This is a genomic window from Arenimonas sp., assembly GCF_022842045.1.
GTDB lineage: Bacteria > Pseudomonadota > Gammaproteobacteria > Xanthomonadales > Xanthomonadaceae > Arenimonas.
Genome location: NZ_JALHQI010000006.1, coordinates 14514 through 26043, shown reverse-complemented (window position 1 = coordinate 26043; position 11530 = coordinate 14514). Strand labels below are relative to the sequence as shown.

The window sequence follows — 11530 nt, the reverse complement described above, 5'->3', positions numbered from 1 at the left end:
CCGGAGAACGCCATGACCCGTTTCCTTCCACAAACCTTCCTGCTAGCCGCCATCCTGGCCACCGCCGCCTGTTCCGGCGGCGACGAGGCCACCTCCCCCACGGAGCGCGGCGGTTTCGCCGGGCTGGCCGACAAGGCCGTCGAAGGGATTCGCGAGGAGATCGCCACCGAGGACATGGACCTCGGCCGCGGCCGCAACGACGAACCCGCCGCCAAGCTCAGCCCGCAGGGCGACCTGATCATTGGCGGCGAGAAGGTCGCGATGGACGACGGGCAGCGGGAGATCGCCCTCGCCTACCGCAACGCCCTGGCCAACGTCGCAGAAAGCGGCGCGCGGGTCGGCCTGCAGGGCGCGGCGCTCGCCGGCGACGCGTTGAAGCTGGCCGCCGCCAGCGCGCTCAGCGGCGACGGCAAGACGGTCGAGGAGCAGCTCAAGGACAAGACCGCCGCCATCGAAGCCGAGGCCAAGGCCCTGTGCGCAATGCTGCCCGACCTCTACGCGCGCCAGCAGCGCTTCGCCGAGGCCGTGCCTGCGTTCGCGCCCTACGCCAACATGGACGAAGGCGACATCGAGAAGTGCGGCGACGGCCAGTTCACGCCGTGACCGCGGCGGGCCGGCTCAGCCGGCCCCTCCCCCCGGCTTGCCGTGGATGCCGCCGCGGGCCAGTAGCGCCGGATCCAGCATTTTCCTGAGCACCTTCTCGTCCAGCCCGGTGGCCTCCCGCGCCACCGCCAGCACCGGCCGTCCCTCCCGGTAGGCCTGCTTGGCGATCGCCGCGGCCTGCTCGTAACCGATCACCGGGTTCAGTGCCGTCACCAAAATCGGGTTGCGCGCCAGCGCCTCGTCCAGGCGCGCCCTGCGCACCGTGAACCCGGCGATGGCCGCGTCGGCCAGGTGCCGCGCGCCGTTCGCCAGCAGCTCGATCGACTGCAGCAGGTTGTGCGCCACCACCGGCAGCATCACGTTGAGCTGGAAATTGCCGCTGGCGCCCGCGATGGTGATCGTGGCGTGGTTGCCCATGGCCTGCGCGCAGGCCATGCACACGGCCTCCGGGATCACCGGGTTGACCTTGCCCGGCATGATCGAGCTGCCAGGCTGCAGCGTCGGCAGCTCGATCTCGCCCAGGCCGGCCAGCGGACCGGAGTTCATCCAGCGCAGGTCGTTGCCGATCTTCATCAGGGCCACCGCCAGCACGTTGAGCTGGCCGGAGAGCTCCACGGCCGCGTCCTGGCTGGCAATGCCCTCGAACAGGTTGGCGGCCTGCACGAAGCGCGCGCCCGACCGCGCCGACAGCGAGGCCGCGACCTTCTTCCCGAAGCGCGGGTCGGCGTTGATGCCGGTACCCACCGCGGTGCCGCCGATGGGCAGCCGGCGCAGTCGCCCGAGGCTGTCCTCGATGCGCTCGATGGCGCTGGCGAGCTGGGCCGACCACGTACCCAGCTCCTGGGCCAGGGTCAGCGGCATGGCGTCCATCAGGTGGGTGCGGCCGGTCTTGACCACCTTGCCCAGCCCGCGCGCGCGCCGGTCAATGGTCGCGCGCAGGTGCCTGAGCGCCGGAAGCAGCTGCTCGCGGCAGGCCAGCACGGCGGCGACCTGGATCGCGGTCGGCACCACGTCGTTCGAGCTCTGGCCCATGTTGACCTGGTCGTTGGCGTGCACGAGCTTGCCGAGCCGCCGCGTGGCCAGCGTGGCGATGACCTCGTTCGCATTCATGTTGCTGGAGGTGCCCGAGCCGGTCTGGAACACGTCCACCGGGAACTGGCCGTCAAGGTCGCCCGCGGCCACCTGCCCGGCGGCGTCGCCGATCGCGGCGGCCACGCCCTTGGGCAGGTGGCCCAGGGCGGCATTGGCGTCGGCCGCGGCGGCCTTGACCAGGCCAAGCGCGCGGATGAACCCGCGCGGCATGCGAAGGCCCGAGATCGCGAAGTTCTGCACCGCGCGCTGGGTCTGGGCGCCGTAGAGCGCGTCGTCGGGCACCTGCAGTTCGCCCAGGCTGTCCTTTTCGGTGCGCGTGGTACGGGCCATGGCGGTCTCCCTTCGAGATGCCCCGAGCATACCGCCCCTGCAGGAGGGACTTCAGTCCCGAAGCTTCTCGGCCAAAAGCTTCGGGACTGAAGTCGCTCCTACAGGGAGCGGGTAGAATGGCGGCCTTCCCCGCCTTGCCCGAGCCCGACGATGTCCGATCCCGCCCTCACCGCCCTGTCGCCGCTAGACGGCCGCTACGCCGCCAAGGCCGAGGCCCTGCGGCCGATCTTCTCGGAGTACGGACTGGTCAAGGCCCGCGTGCGGGTCGAGGTGGAGTGGCTGCTGGCGCTGGCCGCCGAGCCGGGCATCGTCGAACTGCCCGCCTTCGGCGACGCCGCCGCGGGGCGCCTGCGCGCGCTGGCCGAAGGCTTCTCGGTCGCCGACGCGGCCCGCGTGAAGGAGATCGAGCGCACCACCAACCACGACGTCAAGGCGGTCGAGTACTTCATCAAGGAGCGCCTGAAGGACGACGCCGAGCTGGGCCCGGCGCTGGAATTCGTGCACTTCGCCTGCACCAGCGAGGACATCAACAACCTCAGCTACGCGCTGATGCTGCACGAGGCCTACACCACCGTCATCGCCCCCAAGACCTGGGAAGTGGTCGAGAAGCTGCGCGCGATGGCGCACGAGCACGCCGCGCTGCCGATGCTCTCGCGCACCCACGGCCAGACCGCCTCCCCCACCACGGTGGGCAAGGAAATCGCCAACGTGGTCGCGCGGCTGCAGCGCCAGGTGGCGGTGATGCACGGCATCGAGTTCCCCGGCAAGATCAACGGCGCGGTCGGCAACTACAACGCCCACGTGGTCGCCTATCCGGAAGTGGACTGGCCGGCGCTGGCGCAGCGCTTCGTCGAGTCGCTGGGCCTGGACTTCAACCCCTACACCACCCAGATCGAGCCGCACGACGGCATCGCCGAGCTGTGCGACGCGCAGCGCCGCATCAACACGGTGCTGGTGGACCTGTGCCGCGACGTCTGGGGCTACATCTCGCTGGGCTACTTCAAGCAGGCGGTGAAGGCCGGCGAGGTCGGCAGCTCGACCATGCCGCACAAGGTCAACCCGATCGACTTCGAGAACGCCGAGGGCAACTTCGGCCTGGCCAACGCGCTGCTTTCGCACTTCTCCGAGAAGCTGCCGATCAGCCGCTGGCAGCGCGACCTCACCGATTCCACCGTGCTGCGCGCGCTGGGCACCGCCTTCGGCCACTCGCTGATCGCACTGGATGCGCTGCTGCGCGGCCTGGGCAAGCTCAGCGCCAATCCCGAGCGCCTGGCCGCCGACCTCGACGCCGCCTGGGAGGTGCTGGCCGAGCCGGTGCAAACCGTGATGCGCCGCCACGGCCTGCCGAATCCCTACGAGCAGCTCAAGGCGCTCACCCGCGGCCAGGGCATCACGGCCGAGTCCATGCGCGCCTTCATCGACTCCCTCGACCTCCCGGCCGACGCCAAGGCCCGCCTGCTGGCGATGACCCCCGGCAGCTACGTCGGCCACGCCGCCTCGCTGGCGCGGGACATTTGATTTTCTCGCCAGTGATTTATCTGCCCTTATCCGTGTTCATCCGTGGCCAAAAAAACCTCCCCCCAGTTTGCGATTGAAGTCACCGGCACGCCGGGCCAGCCGCTGGGCATGGCACCGGAGCTGTTCCTGCGGGATTACTGGCAGAAGCGGCCGTTGCTGATACGGCAGGCCTTCCCAGGCTTCGAGTCGCCGATCTCGCCGGAGGACCTGGCCGGCCTGGCCTGCGAGGAAGCCGCGCTGGCGCGGGTGGTACTGCACGACCGCAAGCGCGACCGCTGGGAGCTGCGCAGCGGTCCCTTCAGCGAGGAATCGTTCCCGAAGTTGCCGAAGAAGGACTGGACCCTGCTGGTCCAGGACGTGGACAAGTGGGACATGGACATCCGCGCCCTGCTCGGCGCCTTCCGGTTCCTGCCGGCCTGGCGGGTGGACGACGTGATGGTGAGCTTCGCGGCGCCGGGTGGCTCGGTCGGCGCGCACGTGGACCAGTACGACGTGTTCCTGCTGCAGGCGCAGGGCCATCGCCGCTGGCAGATCGACTCGCGGCCCGACGCCCCGCGCGGCTTCCGCCCGGACGTCGAACTCAAGCTGCTCACCCGGTTCGAACCGGACCACGACTGGGTGCTGGCACCGGGCGACATGCTCTACCTGCCGCCCGGCGTGCCCCACCACGGCGTGGCCGAGGACGCCTGCCTGACTTTCTCGGTGGGCATGCGCGCGCCGTCGCAGGCCGAACTGATGGTGGACCTGGCCGAGGAACTGGCCGCCGCCCTGCCCGAGGAATCCCGCTACGCCGATCCGGACCTGTCCCTGCCCGCCGACCCCTGGGAGATCGACGAGGCTGCCTTCGGGCGGGTACGTGCGGCGCTGCACGGCCTGCAGGCGCTGGATGACGCCGCGCTGCGCCGCTGGTTCGGTCGCTTCATCACCCAGTACCGCGCCGCCGGCGAACTGGGTCGCCCCGCGCGGCCACCTTCGCTGGCGACCCTCGAGGCCGAGCTGGCCAAAGGCGGCGAGCTGCTGCGCCACCCGCACGCGCGCCACGCCTGGGCCCGCGACGGCCGGCGCGCCTGCCTGCACGCCAACGGCCTTTCGCTGCCGATGAGCGTGGCCGCCGCGCGCCACTTGGCCAGCGCCGATTCCTTGTCGGCGCATGACCTCGCCGCCCTGGACGCCGACGGCCGTGAAGCGCTGGAAAGCCTGGTGGCGGCGGGCCACTATCACCTGGTCAAGCCACGACGCCGACGGTGACGCCATGATCCCGACCGAGTTCCGCATCGATCCCGCCGACTACACGGCCGACTTCCAGGACCTGCGCTCGGTGCGCGAGACGGTCTTCGTGCTCGAGCAGAACGTGCCGATCGAGGAGGAATGGGACGAGCTCGACCCCCGTTGCCACCACGTCATCGCCCGCGACGCCAACCACCAGCCGATCGGCACCGGCCGGCTGACGCCGGAGCGCAAGATCGGCCGCATGGCCGTGCTGAAGGCCTGGCGGAACAAGGGCGTTGGCGACGCCCTGATGGTGGCGCTGATGAACCAGGCCCGCAGCCTGGGCTGGACCGAGGTCAGCCTCAACGCCCAGGTGAGCGCCGAGGCTTTCTACGCCCGCCACGGGTTCCAGCCCTATGGCGAACGCTTCATGGAGGCCGGCATCGAGCACCAGGCCATGCGCCGGACCCTCGAGCCCCTCGCCGCGCCCGAGCGCGGGCCGGCCGCCCCGCGCGGCCCGTCGGTGGCTTCGGTCGAGTTCGATTCGCTGCACGAGGCCACCGAGGCCACCCTGGCGGTGGTCCGGGCGGCCCGACGCGAGCTTCGCCTGTTCACGCGCGACCTGGACCCGGTGCTTTACAGCCAGCCCGCCGTGCTGGAGGCCTTCAAGCAGTACGCGATCGCCGGCCGCGGCGGCGTGGTGCAGGTAATCGTGCTCGACCCGGCCGCGGTGCAGGGCCAGGCGCACCTGCTGCTGGGCCTCGCCCAGCGCATGACCTCGGTATTCCAGTTCCGCACGCCGGTCGACGATGTCGACCTGCAGGTGGCCTCCGCCTTCCTGGCCAACGACCGCGACGGCTACTTGTTCCGCGCCCTGGGCAGCCGCTGGGAAGGCGAATGGAGCCCGGCCAACCCGGCCCGCACGCGCCAGTTGCTCGAGCACTTCGGCCGGGTCTGGGAGCGTTCGCGGCCCTGCAGCGAGTTCCGGGCCCTGGGCATCTGAGGCCGCGAACCCCGCGCCCTCGACCCAGGTCCTGCCCAACCGCGGCTGACCGGGCCCCGGATCGGGTTCTAAAGCCCCGTCACGCCAGCTATAATCGCGGACCTCGTCGGCGCCCGCGCCGGCTGCCCGACATCCCATTCCATCAATCACTTACCTGCCATTGCGGCGGGCCAGGCCAGGGTCGTGGACAGTCTGATCAAGCAGTTTAAGCAGACCTCTCAGCTTGCCGGCGGCAACGCCGCCTATATCGAAGACCTGTACGAACAGTACCTGGTCGATCCCGACGGCATCCCCGCCACTTGGAAAACCTACTTCGACGGCCTCAAGGGCCGCGAAGCCGGCGACGTCCCGCACTCGGCGGTGATGGCCAGCGTCCAGGCCGCGGCCCGGGCCGGCAAGCACGCCAGCGGCGGCGGCATGGACGACGAGGCCGCCCGCAAGCAGGCCGCGGTCGGCAAGCTGATCACGGCCTACCGCTCGCGCGGCCACCTGGGTGCCCGTCTCGACCCGCTGGGCATGATGGCCAAGAAGGACGCGCCCGACCTCGAGCTTGCCTTCCACGGCCTCGCCGATGCCGACCTGGCCACCGAATTCACCGCCGACACCTGGTTCAGCGAGAAGAAGTTCAAGCTGGCCGACCTGCTGGCCAAGCTGCGTGCGTCCTACTCCGGCAGCATCGGCGCCGAGTTCATGCACATCGCCGACGCCAACCAGCGCCGCTGGATGCAGCAGCGCCTCGAGGGCGCGGCCGGCAAGTACGGCTTCCAGGCGGAAGAGAAGAAGCGCCTGCTCGAGCGCGTCACCGCGGCCGAGGGCCTGGAGCGCTACCTGCACACCGCCTTCGTCGGCCAGAAGCGCTTCTCGCTGGAAGGCGGCGACGCGCTGATCCCGCTGATGGACACCCTGATCCAGCGCGGCGGCAGTGACGGCGTGCGCGACGTGGTGATCGGCATGGCCCACCGCGGCCGCCTGAACGTGCTCGTCAACACCATGGGCAAGCCGCCGCACAAGCTGTTCGATGAGTTCCGCGGCCAGTTCGAGCACAACGACGACCCGGCGCACTCGGGCGACGTGAAGTACCACATGGGCTACTCGTCCAACGTGGTCACCCCGGGCGGCCCGGTGCACCTGGCGCTGGCCTTCAACCCGTCGCACCTCGAGATCGTCGACCCGGTGGTCGCCGGCTCGGTGCGCGCGCGCCAGATGCGCCGCGAGGACGGCAAGCGCCAGCAGGTGCTGCCGGTGCTGGTGCACGGCGACGCCGCGTTTGCCGGCCAGGGCGTGATCATGGAGCTGTTCCAGATGTCGCAGGCCCGCGGCTTCGCGGTCGGCGGCACGGTACACGTAGTCATCAACAACCAGGTCGGCTTCACCATCAGCCGCCAGGACGACGCCCGCTCCACCTACTACTGCACCGATCCGGCCAAGATCATCGGCGCGCCGGTGCTGCACGTGAATGGCGACGACCCGGAGGCCGTGGCCTTCTGCGCGAAGATGGCCTTCGACTACCGCAAGGAGTTCGGCCGCGACATCGTCATCGACCTGGTCTGCTACCGCCGCCACGGCCACAACGAGGCCGACGAGCCGGCGGCCACCCAGCCGCTGATGTACAAGAACATCCGCGCCCGCAAGACCACCCGCGAGCTCTACGCCGAGCAGCTGGCCGCCGAGGGCGTCATCGACGCCGCCGGCGCCAAGGCCCTGGTGGATGCCTACCGCGACAAGCTCGACAACAACGTGGTCACCACCGAACTGGCCCAGGTCGGCCCCGATCCGTTCGCGGTCGACTGGTCGCCGTGGCTCAAGGGCAAGCTGTCGGACAAGGTGGACACCGGCATCCAGCGCGCCGAGCTCGACGGCCTGGCCCAGCGCATCAACCAGCTGCCGGCCACGCTGAAGCTGCACCCGCGCGTCGCCAAGATCTACGAGGACCGCCTGAAGATGGCGTCCGGCGAGCTGGCCATGGACTGGGGCTTCGCCGAGAACCTGGCCTACGCCACCCTGCTGGCCGGCGGCTACAAGCTGCGCCTGGTCGGCCAGGACGCCGGCCGCGGCACCTTCTTCCACCGCCACGCGGTGCTGCACGACCAGGCCACCGGCGAGGCGCACATGCCGCTGCGCGCGCTGGCCGCCAACCCCGAGCACGTGATGGTGATCGACTCGCTGCTCAGCGAGGAAGCGGTGATGGCCTTCGAGTACGGCTACGCCACCGCCGAGCCGGGCACGCTCAACATCTGGGAAGGCCAGTTCGGCGACTTCGCCAACGGCGCCCAGGTGGTGATCGACCAGTTCATCACCTCCGGTGAATCGAAGTGGGACCGTCTCTGCGGCCTGGTGCTGTTCCTGCCGCACGGCTACGAAGGCCAGGGCCCCGAGCACAGCTCGGCGCGCCTGGAGCGTTTCCTGCAGCTGTGCGCGCTCGACAACATCCAGGTCTGCACGCCGACCACGCCGGCGCAGATGTTCCACATGCTGCGGCGCCAGATGCTGCGCGGCACGCGCAAGCCGCTGGTGGTGATGACGCCCAAGTCCATGCTGCGCAACAAGCTGTCGGTGTCGACGCTGGACGAACTGGCCAAGGGCGGCTTCCAGACCCTGATCCCCGATTCGACCGCGAAGGACGCCAAGAAGGCGCGCCGCGTCGTCGTCTGCGGCGGCAAGGTCTACTACGACCTGGTCGAGGCGGCCGAGGCGAAGAAGATCACCGACGTGGCCATCGTGCGCGTCGAGCAGCTCTACCCGTTCCCGCGCCCGGAGCTGGCCGCCGAGCTCAAGCGCTTCACCGGCGCCAAGGAAGTGGTGTGGTGCCAGGAAGAGCCGATGAACCAGGGCGCGTGGTACCAGATCCGCCACCATCTGGATTTCTGCCTGGGCAAGGGCCAGTCGCTCAGCTACGCCGGGCGCAGCCGCTCGGCCTCGCCGGCCGCCGGCCACCTGAACACGCACAACGAAGAACAGGCCCGCCTGATCGAGGACGCCCTCGTCAACGCGCCCAACACCCACACCGCCGAATAACCCCCATTCAAGCCACAGGGCCTCGTCCATGAGCATCGAAGTCAAAGTCCCGGTCCTTCCGGAATCCGTGTCCGACGCCACCATCGCCACCTGGCACAAGAAGGCCGGCGACAGCGTGCGCCGCGACGAGAACCTGCTCGACCTCGAGACCGACAAGGTCGTGCTTGAAGTGCCCTCGCCCGTCGACGGCGTGCTCAAGGAGCTCAAGTTCAAGGAAGGCGACACGGTGACCAGCCAGCAGGTCGTGGCGATCATCGAGGAAGGCGCGGTGGCCGAGGCCCCGAAGGCGGAGAAGAAGGCCGACGCCGCGCCCGCCAAGGCCGCCGCCCCCGCCGCCGCCAAGTCCGGTTCGGCCGAGCTGCCGCCCGGCGCCGCCGCGCACGCCGCGCGCAACGACGTGAACCCGGCCGACGTCGCCGGCACCGGCCGCGGCGGCCGCGTCACCAAGGAAGACGTGGTCAACCACATCAAGGTCGGCGGCGGCGCCCGCCCCGAGCAGCGCGTGCCGATGACCCGCATCCGCCAGCGCATCGCCGAGCGCATGATGCAGTCCAAGAACTCCATCGCCATGCTCACCTCGTTCAACGAAGTGAACCTGTCGAAGGTGATGGCGATGCGCAAGGAGCTCGGCGAGGGCTTCGAGAAGTCGCACGGCATCAAGCTCGGCTTCATGAGCTTCTTCGCCAAGGCCGCCGCCAACGCGCTGCAGAAGTACCCGGTGGTCAACGCCTCGGTCGACGGCAGCGACGTGATCTACCACGGCTACGCCGACATCTCGATCGCGGTCGCCACCGACAAGGGCCTGGTCACGCCGGTGCTGCGCAACGTCGAGAACATGAGCTTCGCCGACATCGAAGGCTCGATCGCCGGCTACGCCAAGGCGGCCCGCGAGGGTGGCCTCAAGCTCGAGGACCTGCAGGGCGGCACCTTCACCATCACCAACGGCGGCACCTTCGGTTCGCTGATGTCCACGCCGATCGTCAACCCGCCGCAGTCGGCCATCCTCGGCATGCACGCCATCAAGGAACGCCCGATCGCCGAGAACGGCCAGGTCGTGATCGCGCCGATGATGTACATCGCGTTGAGCTACGACCATCGGATCATCGATGGCAAGGACGCGGTGTTGTTCCTGGTGGACATCAAGAACCAGCTGGAAAATCCGCATCGGATGCTGCTGGGGCTCTGATAGCCAGGAACTAGTAGAGAGGAAATAGGAACTAGTGAGAAGCCTGGCGCCCGCCGCATTCACTAGTTCCTAGTTCCCGCTCCACTTCATTAGTTCCTTTTTCGCCCCTATTCCTATTCCCGACGCACGCAAGGAAACCACCCCCATGTCCGAGCAATACGACGTCGTCGTCATCGGAGCCGGCCCCGCCGGCTACCACGCCGCCATCCGCGCCGCCCAGCTGGGCATGAAGGTCGCCTGCATCGACGCGGCCCTGGGCAAGGACGGCAAGCCGGCCCTGGGCGGCACCTGCCTGCGCGTGGGCTGCATCCCGTCCAAGGCGCTGCTCGACAGCTCGCGCCAGTGGCACAACCTGCAGCACCTGTTCGGCGAGCACGGCATCACCGCCAAGGACAGCAAGATCGACGTCGGCACGATGGTTGGCCGCAAGGACAAGATCGTCAAGCAGTTCACCGGGGGCATCGCCCAGCTGTTCAAGGCCAACAAGATCACCGCGTACTACGGCTTCGGCACGCTGCACCCGGGCAAGGTCGTCAAGGTGAAGCAGCACGACGGCACCGAGGTCGAGCTGCAGGGCAAGCACGTCATCCTCGCCGCCGGCTCCGATTCGATCGAGCTGCCGTTCGCGAAGTTCGACGGCAAGAACGTCGTCGACAACGTCGGCGCGCTCGACTTCACCGAGGTGCCCAAGCGCCTGGGCGTGATCGGCGCCGGCGTGATCGGCCTCGAGCTCGGCAGCGTCTGGAAGCGCCTGGGCGCCGAGGTCACCATCCTAGAGGCGATGCCCGACTTCCTGGCCCTGGCCGACGCGGAAGCTGCCAAGGTCGCGCTCAAGGAATTCAAGAAGCAGGGCCTGGACATCAAGCTCGGCGCCAAGGTCAGCAAGGCCGAGGTGAAAAAGAACGAAGTGCACCTGACTTACAACGATGGCAAGGCCGACCAGTCGCTGGTCGTCGACAAGCTGCTGGTCGCCGTGGGCCGCAAGTCGGCGTCCAAGGGCCTGCTGGCCGAGGGCACCGGCGTGAAGCTCAACGAGCGCGGCCAGGTCGAGGTCGATGACCACTGCTTCACCGGCGTCGAAGGCATCTGGGCAGTCGGCGACTGCGTGCGCGGCCCGATGCTGGCGCACAAGGGCTTCGAGGAAGGCATCGCGGTGGCCGAACTCATCGCCGGCCTGCCCGGCCACGTCAACCTCGACACCGTGCCCTGGGTCATCTACACCGAGCCGGAGATCGCCTGGGTCGGCAAGACCGAGCAGCAGCTCAAGGCCGAGGGCATCCCGTACAAGACCGGCAGCTTCCCGTTCGCCGCGGTGGGCCGCGCCGTCGCCATGGGCGAGCCCGCGGGCTTCGTGAAGGTGATCGCGCACGAGGAAACCGACCGGATCCTCGGCATGCACCTGGTCGGCGTCAACGTTTCCGAACTGGTGCACGAAGGCGTGCTGGCCATGGAGTTCCACGGTTCGGCCGAGGACCTGGCGCGCATCTGCCACGCCCACCCGACGCTGTCGGAGGCGATCCACGACGCGGCGATGGCGGTCGACAAGCGCGCCATCCACAAGGCCAACTGATTTC

At 69.1% G+C, this 11530-nt stretch carries 8 protein-coding genes; 7 read left to right on the top strand and 1 reads right to left on the bottom strand.

Translation table 11 applies throughout. The features are described 5' to 3' along the window. Positions 1-12 precede the first annotated feature (12 nt). Positions 13-603 (top strand): hypothetical protein, encoded by a 591-nt coding sequence (locus Q0C12_RS02600; protein WP_290885781.1) that lies wholly within the window; start codon positions 13-15, stop codon positions 601-603. Between the two features lie 15 nt (positions 604-618). On the opposite strand, the gene Q0C12_RS02595 is transcribed toward Q0C12_RS02600, so the two are convergent. Further along, positions 619-2025: a class II fumarate hydratase gene (locus tag Q0C12_RS02595; RefSeq protein WP_290885779.1), complete on the bottom strand. Its 1407-nt coding sequence runs from the start codon at positions 2023-2025 to the stop codon at positions 619-621. A gap of 150 nt (positions 2026-2175) precedes the next feature. On the opposite strand from Q0C12_RS02595, the gene purB reads away from it, so the two are divergent. The 6 genes from purB to lpdA all read left to right on the top strand — a co-directional run bounded on the left by purB (position 2176) and on the right by lpdA (position 11526). Next, positions 2176-3543, top strand: coding sequence for an adenylosuccinate lyase (purB, locus tag Q0C12_RS02590; protein ID WP_290885775.1), 1368 nt, complete (start codon positions 2176-2178; stop codon positions 3541-3543). Between the two features lie 108 nt (positions 3544-3651). Beyond that, entirely contained in the window at positions 3652-4791 is a 1140-nt protein-coding gene (locus Q0C12_RS02585) for a cupin domain-containing protein (RefSeq protein WP_343212423.1), read from the top strand. Positions 4792-4795: 4 nt separating this feature from the next. Continuing rightward, positions 4796-5755 (top strand): GNAT family N-acetyltransferase, encoded by a 960-nt coding sequence (locus Q0C12_RS02580; RefSeq protein ID WP_290885770.1) that lies wholly within the window; start codon positions 4796-4798, stop codon positions 5753-5755. 183 nt (positions 5756-5938) lie between these two features. Then, entirely contained in the window at positions 5939-8770 is a 2832-nt protein-coding gene (locus Q0C12_RS02575) for a 2-oxoglutarate dehydrogenase E1 component (RefSeq protein ID WP_290885767.1), read from the top strand. A gap of 28 nt (positions 8771-8798) precedes the next feature. Then, the gene (gene odhB, locus Q0C12_RS02570) at positions 8799-9956 is read left to right on the top strand and encodes a dihydrolipoyllysine-residue succinyltransferase (protein ID WP_290885765.1); all 1158 of its coding nucleotides are present in this window, start codon (positions 8799-8801) and stop codon (positions 9954-9956) included. 145 nt (positions 9957-10101) lie between these two features. Beyond that, positions 10102-11526, top strand: coding sequence for a dihydrolipoyl dehydrogenase (gene lpdA / locus Q0C12_RS02565; RefSeq protein ID WP_290885762.1), 1425 nt, complete (start codon positions 10102-10104; stop codon positions 11524-11526). Positions 11527-11530: the final 4 nt, after the last annotated feature.

Bases quoted from the DNA above. Each gene is read 5' to 3' on its own strand.
- Q0C12_RS02580 (WP_290885770.1), top strand. From the start codon at position 4,796: ATGATCCCGACCGAGTTCCGCATCGATCCCGCCGACTACACGGCCGAC.
- purB (WP_290885775.1), top strand. From the start codon at position 2,176: ATGTCCGATCCCGCCCTCACCGCCCTGTCGCCGCTAGACGGCCGCTAC.
- Q0C12_RS02585 (WP_343212423.1), top strand. From the start codon at position 3,652: ATGGCACCGGAGCTGTTCCTGCGGGATTACTGGCAGAAGCGGCCGTTG.
- lpdA (WP_290885762.1), top strand. From the start codon at position 10,102: ATGTCCGAGCAATACGACGTCGTCGTCATCGGAGCCGGCCCCGCCGGC.
- odhB (WP_290885765.1), top strand. From the start codon at position 8,799: ATGAGCATCGAAGTCAAAGTCCCGGTCCTTCCGGAATCCGTGTCCGAC.
- Q0C12_RS02595 (WP_290885779.1), bottom strand. From the start codon at position 2,025: ATGGCCCGTACCACGCGCACCGAAAAGGACAGCCTGGGCGAACTGCAG.
- Q0C12_RS02600 (WP_290885781.1), top strand. From the start codon at position 13: ATGACCCGTTTCCTTCCACAAACCTTCCTGCTAGCCGCCATCCTGGCC.